The sequence below is a fragment of the Roseibium sp. FZY0029 genome (assembly GCF_036350355.1).
Classification (GTDB): Bacteria; Pseudomonadota; Alphaproteobacteria; order Rhizobiales; family Stappiaceae; genus Roseibium.
The window spans coordinates 941,824-962,648 of record NZ_JAZDVZ010000001.1 but is presented as its reverse complement, the minus strand read 5'-3'; the positions used below and the strand labels follow the sequence as shown (position 1 = coordinate 962,648).

General features: G+C 57.6%; 18 protein-coding genes and 1 tRNA gene. 11 read left to right on the top strand and 8 right to left on the bottom strand.

Annotated elements, in window-relative coordinates; translation table 11 throughout:
- Positions 1-187 precede the first annotated feature (187 nt).
- The 3 genes from V1T76_RS04435 to V1T76_RS04425 form a co-directional block, all read right to left on the bottom strand.
- Positions 188-979 (bottom strand): carbohydrate deacetylase, encoded by a 792-nt coding sequence (locus V1T76_RS04435; RefSeq protein WP_330559390.1) that lies wholly within the window; start codon positions 977-979, stop codon positions 188-190.
- A gap of 431 nt (positions 980-1,410) precedes the next feature.
- Positions 1,411-2,253, bottom strand: a complete 843-nt coding sequence (locus tag V1T76_RS04430; protein ID WP_330559389.1) for a sensor histidine kinase — start codon at positions 2,251-2,253, stop codon at positions 1,411-1,413.
- Positions 2,254-2,504: 251 nt separating this feature from the next.
- Positions 2,505-2,885 (bottom strand): hypothetical protein, encoded by a 381-nt coding sequence (locus V1T76_RS04425; RefSeq protein ID WP_330559388.1) that lies wholly within the window; start codon positions 2,883-2,885, stop codon positions 2,505-2,507.
- A 454-nt stretch (positions 2,886-3,339) separates the two neighbouring features.
- On the opposite strand from V1T76_RS04425, the gene V1T76_RS04420 reads away from it, so the two are divergent.
- On the top strand, positions 3,340-3,993 hold the full coding sequence (locus V1T76_RS04420) for a peroxiredoxin-like family protein (RefSeq protein ID WP_206910896.1): 654 nt from the start codon (positions 3,340-3,342) through the stop codon (positions 3,991-3,993).
- A 135-nt stretch (positions 3,994-4,128) separates the two neighbouring features.
- Here V1T76_RS04420 and V1T76_RS04415 read toward each other — a convergent pair whose 3' ends face one another.
- A complete protein-coding gene (locus V1T76_RS04415; RefSeq protein WP_330559387.1) occupies positions 4,129-5,028 on the bottom strand; it encodes a LysR family transcriptional regulator in 900 nt (299 codons plus the stop codon).
- A gap of 181 nt (positions 5,029-5,209) precedes the next feature.
- Between V1T76_RS04415 and V1T76_RS04410 the strand changes: the two genes are divergently transcribed.
- Positions 5,210-5,695, top strand: a complete 486-nt coding sequence (locus V1T76_RS04410; protein WP_330559421.1) for a hypothetical protein — start codon at positions 5,210-5,212, stop codon at positions 5,693-5,695.
- A 253-nt stretch (positions 5,696-5,948) separates the two neighbouring features.
- On the opposite strand, the gene V1T76_RS04405 is transcribed toward V1T76_RS04410, so the two are convergent.
- On the bottom strand, positions 5,949-6,740 hold the full coding sequence (locus tag V1T76_RS04405) for a hypothetical protein (protein ID WP_330559386.1): 792 nt from the start codon (positions 6,738-6,740) through the stop codon (positions 5,949-5,951).
- Between the two features lie 6 nt (positions 6,741-6,746).
- Entirely contained in the window at positions 6,747-8,051 is a 1,305-nt protein-coding gene (locus V1T76_RS04400; protein WP_330559385.1) for a hypothetical protein, read from the bottom strand.
- Between the two features lie 585 nt (positions 8,052-8,636).
- On the opposite strand from V1T76_RS04400, the gene V1T76_RS04395 reads away from it, so the two are divergent.
- From V1T76_RS04395 to V1T76_RS04385, 3 genes are all read left to right on the top strand, one after another.
- Positions 8,637-10,484: an ABC transporter ATP-binding protein gene (locus V1T76_RS04395; RefSeq protein ID WP_330559384.1), complete on the top strand. Its 1,848-nt coding sequence runs from the start codon at positions 8,637-8,639 to the stop codon at positions 10,482-10,484.
- Between the two features lie 421 nt (positions 10,485-10,905).
- Positions 10,906-11,667, top strand: a complete 762-nt coding sequence (locus V1T76_RS04390) for a hypothetical protein (RefSeq protein WP_330559383.1) — start codon at positions 10,906-10,908, stop codon at positions 11,665-11,667.
- Between the two features lie 50 nt (positions 11,668-11,717).
- Positions 11,718-13,091, top strand: coding sequence for an NAD-dependent succinate-semialdehyde dehydrogenase (locus V1T76_RS04385; protein ID WP_330559382.1), 1,374 nt, complete (start codon positions 11,718-11,720; stop codon positions 13,089-13,091).
- A 245-nt stretch (positions 13,092-13,336) separates the two neighbouring features.
- On the opposite strand, the gene V1T76_RS04380 is transcribed toward V1T76_RS04385, so the two are convergent.
- Positions 13,337-13,426: transfer RNA gene (locus V1T76_RS04380), tRNA-Ser, on the bottom strand.
- 655 nt (positions 13,427-14,081) lie between these two features.
- On the opposite strand from V1T76_RS04380, the gene V1T76_RS04375 reads away from it, so the two are divergent.
- The 5 genes from V1T76_RS04375 (at position 14,082) to pabB (ending at position 19,405) form a co-directional block, all read left to right on the top strand.
- Positions 14,082-14,396, top strand: coding sequence for a hypothetical protein (locus V1T76_RS04375; RefSeq protein WP_157139774.1), 315 nt, complete (start codon positions 14,082-14,084; stop codon positions 14,394-14,396).
- 171 nt (positions 14,397-14,567) lie between these two features.
- The gene (msrA, locus tag V1T76_RS04370; RefSeq protein WP_330559381.1) at positions 14,568-15,233 is read left to right on the top strand and encodes a peptide-methionine (S)-S-oxide reductase MsrA; all 666 of its coding nucleotides are present in this window, start codon (positions 14,568-14,570) and stop codon (positions 15,231-15,233) included.
- A gap of 294 nt (positions 15,234-15,527) precedes the next feature.
- Positions 15,528-15,851, top strand: a complete 324-nt coding sequence (locus V1T76_RS04365) for a hypothetical protein (RefSeq protein WP_330559380.1) — start codon at positions 15,528-15,530, stop codon at positions 15,849-15,851.
- Positions 15,848-17,347 (top strand): methyl-accepting chemotaxis protein, encoded by a 1,500-nt coding sequence (locus V1T76_RS04360; protein WP_330559379.1) that lies wholly within the window; start codon positions 15,848-15,850, stop codon positions 17,345-17,347. Before V1T76_RS04365 ends, V1T76_RS04360 begins: the two co-directional genes overlap by 4 nt.
- Positions 17,348-17,548: 201 nt before the next feature.
- Complete coding sequence (pabB, locus tag V1T76_RS04355; RefSeq protein ID WP_330559378.1) at positions 17,549-19,405, top strand: aminodeoxychorismate synthase component I; 1,857 nt, start codon at positions 17,549-17,551, stop codon at positions 19,403-19,405.
- A 31-nt stretch (positions 19,406-19,436) separates the two neighbouring features.
- Here pabB and V1T76_RS04350 read toward each other — a convergent pair whose 3' ends face one another.
- Positions 19,437-20,081, bottom strand: a complete 645-nt coding sequence (locus V1T76_RS04350; RefSeq protein WP_330559377.1) for a nucleotidyltransferase family protein — start codon at positions 20,079-20,081, stop codon at positions 19,437-19,439.
- 195 nt (positions 20,082-20,276) lie between these two features.
- On the opposite strand from V1T76_RS04350, the gene V1T76_RS04345 reads away from it, so the two are divergent.
- A complete protein-coding gene (locus V1T76_RS04345; protein ID WP_330559376.1) occupies positions 20,277-20,594 on the top strand; it encodes a hypothetical protein in 318 nt (105 codons plus the stop codon).
- Positions 20,595-20,825 lie beyond the last annotated feature (231 nt).

The window sequence follows — 20,825 nt, the reverse complement described above, 5'->3', positions numbered from 1 at the left end:
TCGGCCTTTCCTACCAGGGAGCCTTCGGGGAAAACGCAAGGGACCAGGGAGCAAATGCAAGGGTCAATATCAGGTTCTGAGGGGGATCGCCGTTTCGGACCTTCGCAGGCTCTGGCTGGTATTCCGAAAGCGGGTCACGTGACACCAGGGTTTCAACGTCAGCAGGGCGCACCTTGCTTCCGTTGGATCAAAGGTCTCTGTAGCTGATCAGGTGAATACCGAGTTGGTCGATGCGCTTTCGCACAGCAGAGCTTCTCAGCGTCTCCAGACAGGTCACGCGATCCTCGTCTACGTCCTCATATCCAACGTGCCCCGTCGCGCTCAGCTCTGATGAGAGGACAGCCGGATGATCTATGAAAATGTATGTGCCCTCACCAAGTTCATCGAGGTGCTGCATGAAGGCTTCAACCCGGTGCCCGGTTTCCCTTGGAAACTTGGGATACCCTTCAATCCTGGGGAGGCCGTGACCGAAGGCGTCGTCATCAAGTCCAAATTCAAGGCAGAGGTCGGAAATGACGTCACCGAGCCTGGCATCGAAGTCCTTGAAGTGCCGGATCATATGGGAGCTGACATGCGAAACGTTTTTGAAGATTCCGAGCCCGAGCACGATTTGGGCTCTGAATTCGTTGGCAACTTCATCAAGTGACCAGTTCGCCTCCGACAGACAACGCCTGCTGTCACCGTCTTTCGGCGTCAGCAATGGAAGAAAGTTTCCCGTCTCGTCGGTGAGACTTGCAGCCTGAGTAAGCGGGCGCCATTTCACTGCATCCCACTCGCTTGTCAGGGTCAAATGAATACCGACGTCGATCTCGCGATGCGCGTTGAGAAGCGTCGCAGCATGCGACGTCCATGGACATGGCATCATGACCTCGACGCTCCGCGCGATTCCCTCGGTGCACGAGCGCAGACATCCAATGTTGGATGACCAACTCGATCCTGCATCATCTACTCGTACGAGCAATCGAATTTCGCGGCGCATCACTCGATCCCAATCGGTATCTCGGGTCAGGATTGCACGCAGAAGCTATGGTTGCACGCATCTCATTTGCCATGAAATGTCGCGCCGCAGAAATTGCGAGGATGGGCTCAACCCGGCCTTCGTTGCACGTAAATTGCAGGACGGCAAGGTGCACCCATCCCGGTCGTTCGCAGGATTTCTTCGACGCAAGCTAAGCCGCCGTTCGTTGTACGGCGAGCAAAGGTCTTTATGGGGCGGGAAGCGGTCGTCCGCTGCGGGATAAAGGATCGACTGAAAAGGGTCGGGAGAAGACGATGGGGTAGTCGGTTGCTCGGCCAGCAAAGCTGACACTCCATCCCTAGCGCGCTCATGGACGCTTTTGTCTTTTTGGAGATAAGGAAATACTCAGCGGAGAATGTCAGTGTTTCGTTAACTATACCAGATACGTAAAATCAGATTGGAGAACGGGCTTGAGGCTTCTTTTCCTGTTTCTGATTGATGTCGGCAAGCAAAGGCAACGTAATAGTAAATGTCGAACCTTTACCCGGTCCGGCCGATGCCACGGAAACGTCACCACCGTGTTGTTCGACAATAAGCTTCACTATCCACAATCCTAATCCCCATGATCTTAACTCACCAGCAGGTTTTGAGGAAAGCGTTGTAAACGGTTTGAATGCTCTTTGGATGTCCATTCTGGAAAGGCCTGTACCTCTGTCTTGTATACTGAGGACAGCCTTGTCATCGTACTGTTTCAGACTGCAATCAACTTGCGTTCCAGAAGTGGAATGCTTAACCGCGTTGCCAATCAGGTTCTCAATTGCTTGATAAAGCAACTGCGCGTCGCCTAGCACCAGAAGCGTTTCATTCGTGAAATTGAGCAACGAAACTGTGGTGTCACCGTTTGTTGGTTGACTGTTTTCAATTGCCCTTTCCAAAACCTCGTTTAGCTGAAGTACAGTTGGTTCAAATTTTAGCGGATCTCCGGTCTTCAAGGTTCTTTCAAGGATCGAATTCAGAAAGTCATCCAAACCGTCAATAATCCCGCTGGCTCGCCTGGTACAAGCTTCTATTTTCTCCGGTCTTGCTCCCTTGTCATAGGCTTCAATCAATTCAATCAGGGAGCGGAGCGTTGCCAAAGGCCCGCGCAGGTCATGAGCGATCAATGTCAAGGCACTTGGAAAAACTTGTTCTGGGTTCCGGCTGCTTCGGGGTCTATTGGCGAGGTTATGAAAATCAACCTTAAGTGCCTCGTCATTTTCGGAGTGCGGATTGATAGTCATATGCGCGGCAATCATGTTGAGTTCCCTTCAAGATGAATTCAGTCGGAATGCTGCGATGCTAAGTATCCGAAGTGGATTGTTGAAATACCGATTGTCTCGAGTTTTGATAGCTTGCGGCTATGGCCGATGTTGGCAACGTTGGTCGAAATCCCTCTGCTGACGTCAAATAGCCTGTGTGACCCGCAGAGCAACTCAGCGGGCCACACATGTCATTGCAAGGATAGTTGATGGCTGTGTCTGGATTACCTCCAGTCGGACGCACTGTTTTACTTATGGGGAAAACCAGCGGCAGCCTGACCATTCCAATCACTGAGGAATGGCAAAATCGGGAGGCCATTGGGCGCTGTTTTGTCAGCTTTGGCCCGGCGAACCGAAATTGGAGTATCCCCATTGGCATCTCCAAAGGCCTGATCCGGATAATCGGCTGTCGTGCTGTGATTGATTTTTTCCTGGGTCTGTGTCGGCAGGGTCCGGGCGGCCCGTAGGGCTCGTTCGTTCACAATCTGCGACTGGCGCACCGTCAGAGCCTTGTTGCCGGTCAGGCTGTAGCGGGTATCATCCGGATCGGCGAATGCATGTCCAATGAGGGCAGTGGAAAGAAGCGTTGCGGCGCAAAGGGACGACAGGATCTTCTTGGTGGTGTTCATAAGTAATCTCCGTAAAGGTTTGTTGTTGACAAGACGGAAGTTACCCATAGTCTTTGCATAGCTCCAATGCCGTTCGGCAATACGTTCCATAGCAAGCAGCTATACTCGTTTTGCTCTTTGAGCGAGATTTGGCAGGCCAACGGTAATCTTAATTCAGTCATGTCCGGCGGCTATCCGTGTGAGCTGAGTACACGCGTCCAATCCAAATACGGAATTCGATCAGAAGCAGCGGCGCTTTCACGAAAATGTCTCAGGTTACCGTAGCTCTGCGGTAAGTCCCAGGCCCCTGTCGATAGCCGACATGCCCTATTTTCCAGAACAACGACGCATTCGATTGGTTAAGTTGGCGCTGCATAAGACGAAGCGTTGCAAGGAATTGAATTGATAGCTGCAAGCTATGAAGTTTGTTGGTAGAAGGCTTTACCGGCCAATTCCCAAGTAGGCAAAATAACTAATGGCCAAGAACAAGCGACTTAAAGAACTATTGTTGGAAAACGAGGAACGCCTGAAGACCGGGCATCCCGCCGTTTCGCAGGAATATCAGAACATCGTCTCGAGGTTAGTCGCTGCGGAAGCAGGGGAGACTTGCCCGAAAATCGACGATCAACTCCCGGAATTTCAGCTTCCCGACCACAGAGGCCGCTTGATCAGCCTGGGAGACCTGCTGACAAATGGACCTCTGGTCCTAAGCATGAACAGGGGACATTGGTGTTCTGTCTGTCGGCTGGAATTGACACAAATCGAAAAGTATTCTGAACGAATTGCAGATCTCGGGGCTGGTATCGTCGCGATTACTCCGGAATCGAGATCATATGCCAATAGACTGAGAGATCGGTGCGGGCTTAGTTTCCCGGTGCTGACCGATGTCGACAATGGCTATGCCCTTTCGCTTGGACTTGCAGTTTGGCTGGGAGATGAACTGAAAACGCTTTTCACGAAGAATGGTAGTGACCTGGTACATGTTCTCGCGACGACTGGCTGGGTGGTTCCCATTCCCGCAACATTTGTCGTGGCATCTGACGGACGAATACTGGATAGATATGTCAACGCTGACTTTCGCAAACGCAAAGACCCTGAAGACATTCTTGCCGTGTTGAAATCGCTATAGGTGTTCCGGACCGGCATTCAATGGGTTGGCTTGAGCCTCACCCTTTGTTGTTCAGCTAACTAAATTTTGCAGATGTATTTGTATGGGGCGAACCCGCGCAGTGTTTTCAAGCGGAGTCCTGTCTTGTTGGGCACCTTAGTTGGCAATCTCTAGATCTTGAAAGCGATCCCAGTCAGCCGATCGAAGAAGATTGATCAATCCGTTCAATGCTTTCGACCGCTGGCGCCCGGCGACGGCATATAAATGAATCGACTTTTTGAAGTCATGCGACAATGGAATTTTGCATGACCTGTCACCGATCCTGGTGCTAAGCGGAACCAAGGCGACCCCAAGTCCGGCTTCCAGCAATCTTATGACATCCCGATCGCTACCTGCTTCGTGGCAGCGGTCGATGTCGACACCCACCTCTCTCAATATTGACGCACAAGTCGGCCACATCGAACAATATGGACGCGTGATCAGTCTTTCACTGGCAAGGTCCGTCAGATCTAGCCTGGTTCTGGCAGCCAGCGGATGCTCAACGCTCAGAGCCACTGCGTGAGGTTCAACAAATAACTCCCAGGTGTCCAATCGATCCCAGCTTTCCTCCAGATCACCTGTAATACAAATGTCCACGTCGCCGTTTCGCAAGCCTTTCAGAACGCCTTCACCTGAAAGGCGCTGACAAGTAATGTTTATTTCCTCAAAACTGCGCCCGACTTCTTGCAAGCTGTCCGAAACGATGTCGAAGTCGACAGACTGGGTCAAAGCGATCCGCAGAGAAGCCAGAGCACCGGACTTCATTTTCTCAGCCTGGGACTTAGCAGCCAAAGCGCTCTCGTAGCTGTTTTTCAAAAGCGGCAACATTACTTGCCCTAGCTCGGTTAAATGGCTGTTGGACCGTTCCCGGCGGAACAATTCCCCACCCAGTTCAATCTCGAGATTCTTGATGGCCCGGGTCAAAGAAGGTTGCGATACATGGCACTCCTCCGCGGCGCGTGTGAAGTTCAAATTACGCGCGACCGCCAGAAAATACCGAACCTGATGCATTTCCATCCGGAACCTCAAATTGAACCGACTCTAATACGGCACGATAGCGGCAGCCTATCGAATTCATTGGTCGTAGATATTGGCGCGATTCCGCTTCTGAGGCCTAGACTAGAGGCACTTTAGATGAACTTCCATACCGCAGTTCGGTGAACAATTGAGGAGAATGGTCATGAATAGTGCACTCGAAATGAACGGAGGTATACGCTCCCACTTTCCTGAGTTCTCTCTCGGGGTACTCGCATCAGCGGTTCTTGCAGGAGCCGCGGCCGATATCACTTGGGAGTTCTGGGCTCGCATGATCACACCGCTCTGGGTAGGTGGACCGCTTCAGCCGGCTGCATTGGTGCAATCCGTATTTGGCTTTCAAAACCTGCTTATTGCAGAGTTTATTCATGCAATCGTCGGCGTCGTATTCTACCCACTGGGTTATCTGTTCATCTCCCGTCCGGTTGCTCGCGTTATCACCCCGTTCTTACCCTGGTGGATGGTGGGCTTGGGATATGGCATCGGTCTATGGGTTTTCGCGCTTTATTTCATGGCGCATCTATTCGCTGGATTGCCACCTTTTCTCGGCTTTATCAAACTAACTTGGGCTTCGCTCATTGGTCATATGCTATTCGGGCTGGTAATCGCCGCAGTGGTCAAGCTGCGAGAGAGGCAAGCTTACGACTGACCGACTTTCCCCAGGTCACTTCGCCTTTATTCCGGACATTCGTTCAACGCGCAGCGAATGTCGACTCAGGGCCGGAAACGCCCGGGCATTTACGAGACGAGAATGTCGGCTAAACGCGATCGAAGCAAACAAGCTGTCATTCCCGTCTTGAGCTCGTTCCAGGACGGCGGAGTGGGGGAATCTGGCCGACGATCGGCAATGCGCCCGCAGGCCGGCAGTCAGGGGTGTCGATACGACCTCTGCTCAACAGTGCTCAGTCCTGAATGTCCGTCGCAAGCTTGGTATCGAGAAGTTCATCTTCAGCCAGAATGTAGATTTCCTTGGGGGGCGTGTTGAGAGAATGCACCATCAGGCCTGGGTCGATACCCATTTCGATGAGGTATTTCATGGTATCCCCCTGGCCGTACTGAATCTCTTCCACCGCCAGGAAAACCGGCATGTAGCCGGGGGCATCATAGAAATGCTGGTGCATGCCGATGGCTGACGTTTTGGACGCTGAACGCTTCACGCCGGCCGCAAAGATGTAAGGACACGAAGACAGGCAGACCAGACCGGGCTGCATGGCGGTCTCCAGGTCAGCTGCGCGCAGGCTCCGGCCTATTGCCAATGCCTCACTCACATTTCCGCCGGGGCTATGGAGCGTAACCACCTTGGGGATGTCCTCCAGGCTGGCCAGGAAGCTTTCAAAGCGTTGAGCGTCACCGGATGAGATCCGGCCATTCATGAAAATTGCGTCCTCCTGTTCGCCGCCGTCGACGACCTTGAACTGGAGCCTGGGAGGCATCTCACCAGGAATTTCGACAGTCGACGGGGGAGGTTTTTGAGTAAAGTCGGGAAAGCTTCGGGTTGGCTCGTAACGCCTTACCTGATCGCCGGGAGCCGTCGGGCCGGTAGGCAGGGCATCGTTCCCACCGAGCCGCGGCATCCATTGCGTTGGCAAATCCAGAAGCACCAGAACGACCGCCAGAAGCGCCTGTGCGATCAGAACCCACTTCAAGCTGCGCTGGATGGTTATCCGTGACGTATCATAGCGCTCGGAAAACACGTCGTGCTACTCCGCGGCATTCAGGTTTGCAGGCTCGGACGTTTCCGTATCTGCGACACGGCGCAAGACTTCCTTGTCTGCCGCCCCCATCGAAGCCTCAACATCTTTCATCGCGTTGATCGCCGCCTTCAGGTCTGCAAGCGTGAGCGTTTCCTCGATGCTCAGTCCATCTCGGCCGCTGCGGATGGCGGATTGGGTGATCGCCAGGATAAAGACCAGAACAGCCGGCAGAAGGTCAATCGCAATGGCTCCAGCCCAGGAGGGGACAAAATTGCCTGCGTATCTGATCACAGCGTCAGCGCTTGAGATCGGATTATAGGCCGTCTCCTGTGGCGGCTCCAACGCCAGCACCTCGTCAGCGGCGCGCCTCAGGGTTTGGCTGCGTTGGTCGAGTGCGTTCAACACGGATGTGATGGTGCTTGATTGCGCGTCTCGCACGCTGCTGTTTCGCCCATCAAGTTCGGGAAGCACGACAGATGCCGGCAGGTCCTCGGCAGCGCGCGCGACGAGCGGCGCAACGGAGTATTGGTTCAGGCTGGCAATGACACCGGCAAGACGCACGCTTTCCTCCGAAAACGCGACCGACCTTTGCTCAACCGGGCCGGGGGCAACCGTCAGGGCTCGCATGCGTCCAAGGATCTGGTTGCCCTGGTCAAAGGCAGAGTCGATCAGGGGCTGCTGTTCCGCAATTTGCGCTTCAAGGTTCTGGAGCTCTTCTGTTTTTTGCGTCAGAACACGAAAGACCGCGCCTTCGCCTGCTGCGCCCGACAGCTCGCCGGAGCGTTCCTGTTGGGCCAGTGCTTCGAATGTTTCCTTGGCACGTTGAACCTCGCGTCCGAGAGCCTGGCCCGAGAGGGCGATTTCATGTGCCTGCTCCAAAGCCGCCTGATAGTCACGCACTGTCGTGTCCAGGTGTTGTTCGACAGCCGCCGATCCCGCAAGGGCGGCGGCGTTGAGCCAGCTCGACATGGCAATGATCGCCGCTGATCCCACGAGCATCGAAATCGAAAGCCCTATGAACCCCGCCGCGCTGCGCATCGCAGGCATGAGCCGAAGCATGTAACTCCAGAATACGAATATGCCGACCGACACCGCGACCGAATAGGCCACGGCCGCGAAGAAACTCATCGCCCCCGTATCCTCCAGCAAGGAGGATACACCCAGGTAGGTGTAGATACCCGACGCGATGGCGAGAACTCCGAGCGCCGCAGGTGTGAAGGTTTCAAGCCATGAAAGATGAGCCTCAAGCTCCTTGGCGGTGCGAAGGCCTTTTGCTTCCGCAGCAGTCAATTTCGTCTGGCTTTCGTTCATGGCATTTCCTCACACGCTTGCAGCCAGCTTCGTTGGGCCAACGGATATAGGTCACGTTCCAGGAGTAAACTCAATTCCGAGGGCCCCCTTTGTTCAGACGTGTTGTCTTTGCCTTCCCATATAGTGCTTGAACTGTGTCTTGCCTCCCATCCTTCTATCAACAGTCAGGCACGCGGCCAAACTTCTGCGCGAGCCGGGGCTGCTGCCGTTTGCTGATCCGGCAAGGCCGGCAGTGCCGGGGGATCATGTATCGAAAGTGTGGCGCAATTCACACGTGTGCACCTGTCTGTCGCCTCCCCTCACATTTTCAACTTGATCTGACATAAACTGTCGCTAAGGTTGCAACGTCGGACAGCGTGCACATTTTGCGCGGGCGCCGGCCTTCGTGTTCAACAGCAATCACAACTCAAGAGATCCCTATGCGAACCCTCGGTCAAAACTAGACCGGCACGCAGACCAAATTCGGTTCCCGTGTCGGTATCAGCATTTCATCCGTACCGCCCGCGACCCGAATCTCTGATGAGCATCTCCGTCCCGGTACGATTTTTTTCGTAAATCTCTACCTTTGAACGGAGCACCTGACCGATGAACACGGTCTTTTCTTATCTCGAAAGTCTTGTTTCCCCTTTCAAGCACCATGACGGAACCCCGCCCCCTTCCGAACTGAGCGCGTTTTACTGGCATTTCATCCGGCAGATCTGGAAGCCTCTGGCATGGCTCATGGCGTTTGGTTTCGTGGTTTCCATCATCGAGGTCGCGCTGTTCGATTACCTCGGACGGATCATCGACTATCTGAACACGACAGGTCCCGACCGGCTGCTTGCCGAGCACGGTGGTGAACTGGTCTGGATGCTGGTGGTGGTCGTGATCCTGCGTCCGCTGTTTGGCTCGGGCCACACGATGATCAAGTTTCAGATCATCGAGCCGGCCATGACGAACCTCGTTCGCTGGCAGACGCATAAGCACGTTCTGGGGCAGTCGTTATCCTACTTCAACAACGATTTCGCCGGCCGGATTGCGAACAAGATCATTCAGACAGGACCCTCCCTGCGCGGCTCCGTCGTGTCGCTGATCGATGCGATCTGGTTTGTGCTGATCTACGTCGTGTCGGCCATCTATCTGTTTGCCGGTGTCGATGCCTGGCTGATCCTGCCGCTTGCCGGCTGGCTCACGATTTACGTGGGGCTGTTGAGCTACTTCGTTCCCAAGATCAAGGAACGCTCGGCGATCATGTCCGAAGCGCGCTCGAGCCTGACCGGGCGGATCGTCGACAGCTACACCAACATCCTGACCGTCAAACTGTTCGCCGCTGGCCGCAATGAGGAAGCCTATACCCGCGAGTCGCTGGAAGATCACACCAGGAAATTCTACGACATCCTGCGGCCGCTGTCGCAGATGGTCATCCTGCTGTGGATCGTCAACGGCATCTTCATCGCGTCCCTGAGTGCGCTTGGGATCAGCCTCTGGCAGAGTGGTCTCGTCACGGTCGGGTCGCTGACGCTGGCCATCACGCTGTCGGTGCGCATCGTCAACATGTCTGCCTGGATCATGTGGATCACGACCGACATTTTCGAAAATGTCGGAACGGTGCAGGAAGGCATGTCAACGATATCCCAACCGCACACTCTGGTGGATCGTGAGGACGCCAGGCCGCTGGCCGTTTCCAGGGGCGAAATCGTCTTCGACCGTATCCGCTTCCACTACGGCAAGGACAAGGGCGTCATCGAGGATCTGTCGCTTCGGATCGAACCCGGCGAGAAGGTGGGGCTGGTCGGGCGGTCCGGTGCAGGCAAGTCGACGCTGGTCAATCTGCTGTTGCGCTTCTACGACCTGGAAGGCGGGCGTATCCTGATCGATGGCCAGGACATCAGCGCCGTCACCCAGGACAGCCTGCGGGCGCAGATCGGCATGGTCACCCAGGACACGTCGCTGCTGCACCGGTCGGTGCTGGAAAACATCGTCTACGGCCGCTCCGGCGCGACCCGGGAAGAGGCAATCGTGGCAGCGGAAAAGGCCCACGCCATGTCCTTCATTCCTGACCTTCAGGATTTCAGGGGCCGGCGCGGACTTGACGCGCATGTCGGCGAGCGTGGCGTCAAGCTCTCAGGCGGGCAGCGTCAGCGGATCGCGATTGCCCGTGTTCTGTTGAAGGATGCGCCGATCCTGATCCTGGACGAGGCGACGTCGGCTCTGGACTCGGAAGTCGAGGCCGCAATCCAGGAGAGCCTGTTTGATCTGATGAAGGGCAAAACGGTCATCGCCATTGCCCACCGCCTGTCCACCATCGCGGCAATGGACCGGCTCATCATCATGGATCAGGGCCGGATCATCGAAGAAGGCTCCCACCAGAGGCTTCTGGAAAAGGGCGGGGTCTATGCCCAGCTCTGGAACAGACAGTCCGGCGGCTTTCTGGACCCGGCCGAAGTGGCCTAGGAACCTCCCGCAATCTTCGGATTGCGGGACTATTCTTTGAGCTTTGGATTAATTGCGTCTCTCGCGTCAGCAAAGCATCACGGGGGAGGCGAGGCAAAAGCTGCGCCCGGGTCCTCGGCCTTGTTGCTTGCAGGCCGCCTGCGATACCGGCACTTGCGCGGCTTTGTCATCTCTTGCCTGCCCGTTGGAGCGGGCATCCCGCCAGCTTTTCCGCCTGAAAACGAACACCGCCTTAACCGCGGTGAGAAGCCTTTGGCATGCGCGTGGCAGAGGTCGCAAAGCACATCCAGGAGATGGTCATTGTCTGCCGCGCGATGCGGCCGGTCCATTTTGTCGCGGGAACGGACCCCGCCCCAATCCGTTTAAGGACTGACGGTTGTGCCCGTCTGACACACATCCTTATTGGAGGGAAAGCCGCCTTATGAGGCAACTGGCCGACAATTTCTGGACGTTTCGGGGCGATTTCAAAATTGCCAAGGTCATCAACTTCGGCACCCATATGTCGCTCGTGCGGAGGGCAAGTGGAAAGTTTCTGCTTCTCGACAGCTATGACCTGGATGAAGACGACCGGAATGCGCTGTTGTCCTTGACGGACGAGGGGCGGGCCATCGAGGCCATCCTGAACGTGCACCCGTTCCACACACTCCATTGTTCTGCCGTCCACGCACTTCTGCCTCATGCCCGCCTCATCGGCACACGCCGCCATCTGGAGCAGGCGCCGGACCTGCCCTGGGAGACGGGTGTCATCGAGCAGGAGGCGACCTGGCAAGAGTTTGCCAACGACCTCCAGTTCTCGGTGCCGCAGGGTGTCGACTTCGTCTCTCCCCACAAGAACGTGCACGTTGCCTCGGTCCTCGTGCGCCACCGGGAAAGCGGCATTGTCCATGTCGATGACACGCTCAATGTGCTGGCGGCCCCGGGCTTTCTTGGCAAGCTTCTGCCGCAGTCAAAACTGAGGTTCCATCCTCAGCTCGCCAAGGCACTGCAGCAGCGTGCAGGCGCCGCGGACGACTACGACCGATGGGCGCGTGACCTTGCAGAGGCATGGTCCGGAACGCCCTTCGTGTGTGCTGCCCATTCCGCCATCCGCAAGCTGCCAGAGGGCACTTGGCACAAGGAGGTCATGGGGGCTTTGGCGGATGTCGAAAAGACATTGTCCAGTCATCGCTACACCCACGGCTGACTGTCTCGCCCCCGTTTCAACGAATACCTGAACCAGAAGGAAATAGTTCCATGTCGAAGTCTCTCACGACGATCAATCCGCTGACCGAGAAGGAAATCAAATCCTATCCCTATATGTCTGACGCGGAAGCCATGGCGGTCGTTGAGGCCAGTCACAAGGCATTCCTCGAATGGCGCCATAAAAGCCTGAAGGAGCGTGCCGAAGTGATCGTGGCGATTGCTGCGGAAATGCGCAAGTCGAAGGACGAGTTCGCCAGGCTGATGACCGATGAAGTGGGCAAGCTGCTCAAGGACAGCCTTGGTGAGGTGAGCCTATGCGCCGCGATCTGCGAATATACGGCCAAGACAGGTCCGGACGCTCTGGCAGATGAAGAGCGCGAGGTCGACGGCGGCAAGGGCTATGTCACGCACTCGCCCATCGGCGTTGTCTACGGCATTCAGCCTTGGAACTTTCCCGCCTATCAGGCTGTCCGTTATTCAATCGCCAGCCTGATGGCGGGTAACGGCGTTCTGCTGAAACATGCCGAGGCCTGTACCGGCAGCGGCCTGTTCCTGCGCGATCTCTATGAGCGGGCCGGCCTGCCCAAGGGACTGTTCGGTGTGCTGCTGATCTCGCACGACCAGTCGGACAAGATCATTGAAGACGACCGTGTGCGCGGCGTGACGCTGACCGGCAGTGACAAGGCCGGCCGTGTTGTCGGGGCAAAGGCTGCCGAACTGGTGAAGAAGACCGTGCTCGAACTGGGGTCCAACGACGCCTATCTGGTGCTGGACGACGCCGATCTCGACCTTGCCGTCAAAACCTGCGTGCAGGGGCGTCTCTATAACAACGGCCAGACCTGCGTGAACGCGAAAAGGTTCATCGTTACCGAGAAGAACTACGATGCCTTCGTCAAGGCCTATGCCAAGGCCTTCGAGGAGATCAAGCTCGGCGATCCGTCCGACGAAGACACACAGTTAGGCCCGATGGTGACGAAGAAGCAGCGCGACGAACTGCACGATCAGGTTCAAAAGAGCATCGAAAAGGGTGCGCGGCTCGTGGTCGGCGGCGAGATCCCGGACCGCACAGGCTGGTTCTATCCGGCCACGGTGCTGGCGGATGTAAAGCCTGGGCAGCCCGCCTATGAGGACGAGTTGTTCGGCCCGGCCGCTGCCATTATCCGCGCCAAGGACGAAGAGGATGCCATGCGGATCGCGAACAGCAGTCGCTACGGTCTCGGCGGAGGTATCTTCAGCAAGGACACCGAACGCGCCCGCAAGCTGGCGACGGAGCATTTCGACACCGGCATGGTCTTCATCAATACGTTCAACGTCGCCTACCCGACGATGCCATTTGGCGGCGTGAAGACATCCGGCTACGGGCGCGAGCATGGCCCGGAAGGGCTGAAGGAGTTCGTCAACGTCAAGTCGATCCGCATCGGTTGACGGCAGAAGCAAGACACGAGGAGGGGCCGGCACGACCGGCCCCTTTTTTGTGTCGGGACATAGAAAGGGACATCGGGGCCTGCCATTGAGATTATGCCGGTGCAGACACGAGCTGACTGATAGCGCTGGTCACAAGACCATATGTCAGGTCGCCAAGAAATCGGGAAGTGCGTAGAAGCGAGGAGAAAATCCAAACCAGGAGCCAAGCGCTCAAGTTGCCGAAGGCGGCAGCGCAAGGATGGAAATGGCGGACAGAGAGGGATTCGAACCCTCGATACGGTTGCCCGTATACACGCGTTCCAGGCGTGCGCCTTCAACCACTCGGCCACCTGTCCGTCGCAAGCGTCACCCGCTTGAGTGGGGCGCAATATACCCATGGCGCGACCAAGTGCAAGCACTTGAACAAGTTTTTTTTATCGTCCCCGGTTGTTGTGGATTGCCGGGGCATTCAGGCAGCGAGCGAGCAGGTGAAAAATCGCCGGAACGCGCCACGAAAAGCGCCAGGACGCGGATCCAAAAATCATGTGTGCTACCCTGCCGGCAAGGCTGGGCCGGGTGGGTTCAATGGCATGGCGGCAGGGTTGTGACTGCACAGAATCAGAGTTGAAACCCGGCTGGCGGGACGAGATTTACGGGATAGCGTCCTTGCAAGGTCTCGCTGCGCGCGTGAAGCTGGCAGAACAGGCAAGCGTTCCCTTTCGCGTCCATAGGTGCTTGTGTGAGGGGCGTGTGCAAGGTGTTTCGTGAGTTGGCGCACTGCAACCTTTAATTTAGGAGCTCTCATGTGCAAGCAAGCGAGAGGAAAAACACTTGCGAAGCCGGGGAACCAAAGTCACAAGAATGTGTTGAATATCAAATCTTGTTCCTCTGCCGGGTGCTATTACCCTAAAGGAATGCTCAACATCCGGCGGCTAATATTTGAAAGCCTCACTGGAGCAGGGCACTCCGTTTTTAATATGCAATGCTGAAAGCAGAACGATGATCAGTGTTTTGAAGTTTTTATTCCGCATCTTTGGCTATGGCTTTGTCGCCGTCGCAATTATCGCCGGCATATCCGACGCAAGTTCTTCGATTGCTCTTTCGGAAATTCACCTGGCTCAGCTTGGCCAGGTCTGGCAGGACCTTTCGCCAGCTTCCCTTGCAGTGGCGGAGGCCCACATCGTGGCCACGTTCGATGCGACGGTTTGGCAGACCCTGAAACAGACTGTGCTGACATGGCCGGTCTGGGCCGTGTTCGCCCCCATTGGGCTTGTGTTCCTCTGGCTCGGGGCAAAACGGCGAAGCCAGCGCGCGCTTTACGCCTGATACGGGGATTTGCCGGCAGGCATGAGCGGCCCGAAGGTTCACGGCCGGACACTCTTGCGTGACGGGCCCCTTGGAAACCGGCTGCAGCTGCGCCACATTATGCTCCTGAAATCAGCCGGCCCAACCCAGTGACGTTTTTGGGGAGCGTGCCGGTAAACGCGGGAGAGTGCCATGTCGTTCATGACGATGCTGACAAAGAAGTTTTCGCTGCCGGCCAAGGACGAGGCCCTGCCGGGGCGTTCCGAAGCGATCCGGCCGGCCGAGACGCATTTCGTCAACGGACGGTCCCTGACAGGTCCCTATCCGGACAACATGAAAACCCTTGTCGTCGGTATGGGCTGCTTTTGGGGCGCCGAGCGCCTGTTCTGGCAATTGCCGGGTGTCTACGTCACGGCGGTTGGCTATGCGGGCGGCTATACGCCGAACCCGACCTATCATGAAACCTGCACCGGACGCACGGGCCACACCGAAGTGGTTCTGGTCGTCTACGACCCGGCGGAAATCTCTCTGGGGCAGCTGCTCAAGGTCTTCTGGGAAAATCACGACCCGACCCAGGGCATGCGCCAGGGCAATGATACCGGCACCCAGTATCGCTCTGCGGTCTACGTGAAGGATGGCGGCGATCTTGCGCAGGCCGAGCAGTCCCGGCAAGCCTATCAGGCAGCCCTCAAGGCCGGTGGTGTGACCAGCAGCATCACGACCGAGATCCGGGAACTGGATAGTTTCTACTTTGCCGAAGACTACCACCAGCAGTACCTGGCCAAGAACCCGGCCGGCTATTGCGGCATAGGCGGCACGGGAGTCTCGTGCCCCGTCGGGTTGGGTCAGACCGCCTGACGGCCACACCGAAAGCCGGTTTCCTGTTGCAAGGGGCAGCGCTTAAAGGGCGCTGCCCTTTTTTGTGTTCAGACCCGGTCCGCCGGGAAAGCGCCGAAGCGCCCTGAGGCGCGCCAGGGCGATATGGAGCACTCTGGAACGAGCGGGCTTTTTCCGCAGAGGCGCTGTTTCTGCGGCAGAAAACATCTTCTCGGGCTCCGTCGTGTAATAACTACCATAAGTAGAAATTTCAGAATTTCTTAAAGTTACGCTGCGAACGTCGGTTGAACGCAGGTGCGTTGAAGGATCGATTCGGTGGGCCGTTCGGCAAAAATCTTTGTGGCGGGATATTTTCTGGCGAGCTGTGTGCTGATGCTTGCTGGCGCACTGGTGCCTGCCCGTGAAGGGCCGGTGGCGGTGTTCGCCTGGCCCTGGGGCGACAGCGCGGTTTCCGTCGTTGCCAGATCGGGCGGTCCGGTGGTGTTCGTCGGCGACCGAAACTGGGTGGCGCTCACCGAGACTGGCGAACAGCAGTCCATTGCAAGTCTTTACCGTTCGGGGGCCGGATTTGTGGCCTCATCCTTCATAGCGCAAGCCTGCGCGCGATTGAGCGGTGTCTCTCTGGAGCAGATGAAATGAACATGGTGGAAATGTCTCAAGCGGATCAGCTGTCCGGCCTGGACCAGTTCCGGCGGAAGTTTGCCCGGATGCTGATCCACTTTATCTGGATCAACGTCTTCCTGGTCATGGGAACAGCCTGGTGGGTCGGCAACGTTTCGCTTGTAGCGGTCTGTGGGGCAGCACTACTGCTCGGTGTGGCGGCCACCGGCACCTGGGTGAAATTCGGTTCCAGCGTCGAAACACGCCTGGCCACATCCATGTCCCTTGCCGGTCTGGTTGCCCTGCTGGTGGCGGCTCTTGCCGTGCCGGACGGACAGATCTCCTATCAGCTCGATGCGCATATGTATTTCTTTGCCGTTCTGGCGATCCTGGCAAGCTGGGTCGACTGGCGTGCGCTGGTTGCCTACGCAGCCGTGGTTGCCGTGCATCACCTTGTGCTGAATTTCGCTATGCCCTGGGCCGTTTTCCCCGGCGGGGCGGATTTCAGCCGCGTGGTGTTTCATGCGGTCATCGTGGTTGCGGAAGTCGCTGCCCTGTGGTGGATGACCGACAGCCTGGCACGAGCGTTCGCCACGTCCGACAAGGCGCGCGAGGAGGCTGAGGCAGCCCGTTCCCGGTCAATGGCATTGCAACAGCAAACCGCGCTGCACGATGAAACGGAGCGCGACAAGCAACAGGCGATCAACGAACGTATCCTTGCTTTTGAAAGCGATATCGCCGCCAAACTTGATGCTGTCGGCCTGAAGGTGCGCGAAATGCGGGACGCAGCTTCCGAACTTGGAACGGTGGCCGAGAACACATCTGCGCGGGCCGGATCCGTGTCGGACGCGTCCGAAACGGCCTCGTCCAACGTCCAGATGGTCGCCTCCGCCGCCGAGGAGCTGTCTTCCTCGATTGCCGAAATTTCCCGTCAGGTCGAACAGACCACCAGCATCGTCAACAGGGCGACGGAAAACGCGCAAACCAGCAACAGCAAGGTCGCTGGCCTTGCCAATGCGGCCAACAGGATCGGCGAGGTCGTCACGCTGATCCAGGCGATCGCCGAGCAGACCAATCTTCTGGCGCTCAACGCCACCATCGAGGCAGCCCGCGCAGGCGAAGCGGGCAGAGGCTTTGCGGTTGTCGCGGCCGAGGTCAAGGAACTGGCCACGCAGACCTCCAAGGCAACGGAAGAGATCGGCGCCCAGATCGCGGCGATCCAGGCGGAAACAAAGGATGCAGTGGACTCCATCGGCGTGATCGCGGCGACGATGGACGAGGTCAACAGCTACACGGCCGCCATCGCCGCCGCTGTCGGTGAGCAGGGCTCGGCGACACAGGAAATCTCGCGTAACGTGGCAGAAGCTGCTGACGGAACCGGACGCGTTGCCAACAACATCGACGGCGTGCGGGAATCGGTCGAACGCACCAGCCACTCCGTCGGGTCCATGGTCGAAGCCGCCGAAACCCTTGATCTGGAAACCCAGGACATGCGCCGGGCCATTACCGCCTTCCTGAAGGACGTTGCGGCCTGACGGAACGTCCTTGCCAAAATGTGATTGCCTGAAACCGGCGGCGGGTCCGCCGGTTTTTTCATGCGTCTCCCGGTCTGAGGGCCTGCCGGGTTGACCTTATGCCGCTTGAATGCCATGAGCCGCTGCTGACGGACCAGCGGGGCGGGTGAAAACGTGCCACGCTGACAGCAATCTTCACCCTCGCGGACACTGACGCCAACGATGCCTGCCTCTCCCTTCCAGTCTGGATCGGTCCTTTTGCTGGATCTGTTGAAGCAGCGTTCAGCGCTGCTGTTTCAAGCGCCGCAGGAGATCATCACCTGCACCCGGCTCGATGAGGTCAGGGGATGTCTTGAACGACTGGAGGCCGCTCAAGAAGACGGGTGCTATGCCGCAGGCTTTCTCGCCTATGAACTTGGGTTCGCCTTCGAGGAAAAGCTGCGCCAGCGGTTTCAGGAAACCGGTGAGCCTTTGCTGTGGTTCGGGCTTTACGATGCGCCTGAGGAACTGGACCTTGCCGAAGCAAGAGCGCTGCTGGCAAGCGCTGCGGATGGGGCCGAGGCTGCCATCGGCAAACCGGGTTTCGACATGGACAGGGCCGCCTACGACACGGCTTTCGCCCGCGTGCGCGGCCATCTGGCGAAGGGCGACATCTATCAGGTCAACCTGACCATGCGCGCAAGGTTTCGCCACCAGGGAGCGCCTGAACAGATCTTCCGGACCCTGCTACGCCGCCAGCCGGTGGAGTTTGCCGCCTTCCTGCGCCTTGAAGACCGGACGATACTGTCGCTTTCGCCGGAACTGTTTCTGGAACGTCAGGGAACACGCCTGCGAACCAAGCCAATGAAGGGTACCGCGCCCCGGGGGCGATACGCTTCTGAGGACAGCACAATTGCGCGTATGCTTTCGAGCGACCCCAAGCAGCGGTCCGAAAACACGATGATCGTGGATCTGATGCGCAACGACCTGTCGCGCATTGCCGAAACCGGTTCGGTGACGGTGACCAAATTGTGCGAGGTCGAACGCTACCAGAGCCTTCACCAGATGACCTCCACAGTTGAGGCCGAGGTACCGGGGCACGTCGGGTTTGCCAGCATCATCGAACATCTGTTTCCCTGCGGTTCGATCACCGGCGCGCCGAAGCTCAGCGCCATGCAGATTGCCCACGACCTGGAGACAGGCCCGCGAGGCGTCTACACCGGCTCCATCGGTTACCTTGCGCCCGGTGGCGACTTCCGCCTGAACGTCGCGATCCGGACACTGGTGCTGCGAGAGGACGGCAGCGGCGAAGCGGGAACCGGGTCCGGCGTGATCTTCGACAGCGGCGCGTCTCCCGAATATGACGAATGTGCCCTGAAGCTGCGGTTCATGAGCGAGGAAACGCCTGCCTTCGACCTGATCGAGACACTGGCCTACCACCCGGGCGACGGTTATCTGCTTCTGGAGCGGCACATGCAGCGTCTGCAGGCTTCAGCTGCCTATTTCGGTTTCCGCTTCCAGGAAGACGATATTCGCGCGGAACTGCTGCGTCAGAGCCGCGCCTTTGCCGGCTCAAGTCGTGTGCGTCTGCTGCTTTCGGCAGATGGCGGCGTTTCGGTGACTTCGACGGATTTGCCTCCGGCAGGCGAGGAGGCCGTCTTCAATCTTGTTATCGCGCAGGAAAGCACGCAATCCGCTGACAGGTTCCTGTTCCACAAGACCACCAACCGTGCCTTTTACGACGACACACGCCAGCGCTATCAGGCGCAAACCGGTTGCCAGGAGGTGCTGTTCCTGAACGAGAATGGCTACCTCACCGAAGGCAGCTACACGACCCTCTTCGTCAGGAAGAACGGCAGACTGCTGACGCCGGCGCTTCGCCACGGGCTGCTGCCCGGCACGTTCCGGGCGGGCCTGTTGGAGCGCGGCCTCGCCAGCGAAGCGGATCTGACACCCCAGGATCTGCGGGAAGCCGAAGACGTCTACGTCGGCAATTCCGTGCGCGGACTGATACGAGCCCGCCTGCTTTCAGAACAGGAGGCAGGACTCTGGGGCATCGATGCAGGCCAGCAAGGCCAAGCCGTGCGCAAGGCCGGTTGAAAATCGGAAGCGCAGAGGGATCACCAGTTTCTCAGGCGTTGTCCCAGGGAACAACCGTCAGCTCCGGCCACAGCGCTTTCATCCGCTCCGCCTTTTCCACGTATGTCTCTGCGTTCGGCTGGGTGTAATTGGGCACCAGACGCATGCCGAACAGGTTGGCAAGGCCGAAGGGCGCATGCAGCACCATGCGCCCGTCCTTTGTCAGTCGCGCCGCCACCGCATGGGTGCGCGAGGCATAGGTAACCAGGGAATCCATTGCACAGTCGAGCGGGCGATAGGGTCTTCTGAAACGCTGCTGGTACCACAGGTGCACACGGGCCTGATTGCGCACCTCCAGCAGGCTGACCCACTCCGGCAAAGCCTCGTTGACCTTGCCGATGACGGCATCTTCGGCCTCGTAGGAGAGGTCCTGGCCATCGAAATAGATGATGTCGAAGTCCTTGATGCCATGCAGCATGGGGCGGTTGGTGAGGACGTTCCAGACGGTCTGGTAGATGCCACCCGATACGAGCCAGGCATCCGGCAGGTCAAGATCGCGGAGTGTCGTCAGAATTTCCATCACATGGGGGATGGATCGGATGATCTGCTCTAGCCTTGCCAGCCGCGCGTCTTCACTCGCCGAATAGGGGTCACCCAACGATGCATCGCGTTCGTTCATCTGCAATTCGGCGCTCATGTGCGGGTCCTCTTTTGGCGAGGGGCCAACCTATCCGATTCTGGGGGAATGGCGAGCCGTGAAGAATGAAGAGAGCGTGCCGGAAGTAGCCGCGCGAAGGCACGCAAACCTACCGGATGGGCGCAGCGCCGACTTGACATGAGCCATGACGACGCCATCTCTTTCAGGGGCGCATTGAGACTTCAGGAATTGCCGATGAACACCTTGCCACGCAAACATCTGATCGCTGCACTGGCCACTTGCGGAGCGGTGCTTGCGGCCACTCTCCCGTCCGCCGCTCAATCCGCACGGCCGAATTCCACCACCATGTCGTGCGGCCAGGCCCAGTCCATGATCAATCAGCGCGGTGCTGTCGTGATGAGCACAGGACGCTACACGTTCGATCGTTACGTGGCGAACCGGAGCTTCTGTCAGCACGGCGAGGTTACGCGCCGGGACTACATCCCGACGAAGGACAATGCGAAATGCTACGTGCTTCGCTGCATCAATCCCCAGCCCTGGCGGTACGATTGAGCGACTGCCTGTCAAAGCTCATTGGCCACGTCGTCGCAATAGGTATTCAGTGCCAGCCTTGACAGGCTTTAACACCCTGCCGGTTACAGATGGTCATACGCCCGGATGGTGCGTTTAACGAGAGCACTCCAAAACAGCGAACTGAGGCAGATGTCTTAACCGCCTTGCAGTCTTTTCTTGCTATTTCACAAGCTGACGGGGCAATGCTGTGTTGCAATTGGAAACCGTTCC

What these genes read in the sequence shown, in the direction of transcription:
- V1T76_RS04435 (WP_330559390.1), bottom strand. Translation starts at nt 979, where the DNA reads ATGCGCCGCGAAATTCGATTGCTCGTACGAGTAGATGATGCAGGATCG.
- V1T76_RS04430 (WP_330559389.1), bottom strand. Translation starts at nt 2,253, where the DNA reads ATGATTGCCGCGCATATGACTATCAATCCGCACTCCGAAAATGACGAG.
- V1T76_RS04425 (WP_330559388.1), bottom strand. Translation starts at nt 2,885, where the DNA reads ATGAACACCACCAAGAAGATCCTGTCGTCCCTTTGCGCCGCAACGCTT.
- V1T76_RS04420 (WP_206910896.1), top strand. Translation starts at nt 3,340, where the DNA reads ATGGCCAAGAACAAGCGACTTAAAGAACTATTGTTGGAAAACGAGGAA.
- V1T76_RS04415 (WP_330559387.1), bottom strand. Translation starts at nt 5,028, where the DNA reads ATGGAAATGCATCAGGTTCGGTATTTTCTGGCGGTCGCGCGTAATTTG.
- V1T76_RS04410 (WP_330559421.1), top strand. Translation starts at nt 5,210, where the DNA reads ATGAACGGAGGTATACGCTCCCACTTTCCTGAGTTCTCTCTCGGGGTA.
- V1T76_RS04400 (WP_330559385.1), bottom strand. Translation starts at nt 8,051, where the DNA reads ATGAACGAAAGCCAGACGAAATTGACTGCTGCGGAAGCAAAAGGCCTT.
- V1T76_RS04395 (WP_330559384.1), top strand. Translation starts at nt 8,637, where the DNA reads ATGAACACGGTCTTTTCTTATCTCGAAAGTCTTGTTTCCCCTTTCAAG.
- V1T76_RS04390 (WP_330559383.1), top strand. Translation starts at nt 10,906, where the DNA reads ATGAGGCAACTGGCCGACAATTTCTGGACGTTTCGGGGCGATTTCAAA.
- V1T76_RS04385 (WP_330559382.1), top strand. Translation starts at nt 11,718, where the DNA reads ATGTCGAAGTCTCTCACGACGATCAATCCGCTGACCGAGAAGGAAATC.
- msrA (WP_330559381.1), top strand. Translation starts at nt 14,568, where the DNA reads ATGTCGTTCATGACGATGCTGACAAAGAAGTTTTCGCTGCCGGCCAAG.
- V1T76_RS04360 (WP_330559379.1), top strand. Translation starts at nt 15,848, where the DNA reads ATGAACATGGTGGAAATGTCTCAAGCGGATCAGCTGTCCGGCCTGGAC.
- pabB (WP_330559378.1), top strand. Translation starts at nt 17,549, where the DNA reads ATGCCTGCCTCTCCCTTCCAGTCTGGATCGGTCCTTTTGCTGGATCTG.
- V1T76_RS04350 (WP_330559377.1), bottom strand. Translation starts at nt 20,081, where the DNA reads ATGAGCGCCGAATTGCAGATGAACGAACGCGATGCATCGTTGGGTGAC.
- V1T76_RS04345 (WP_330559376.1), top strand. Translation starts at nt 20,277, where the DNA reads ATGAACACCTTGCCACGCAAACATCTGATCGCTGCACTGGCCACTTGC.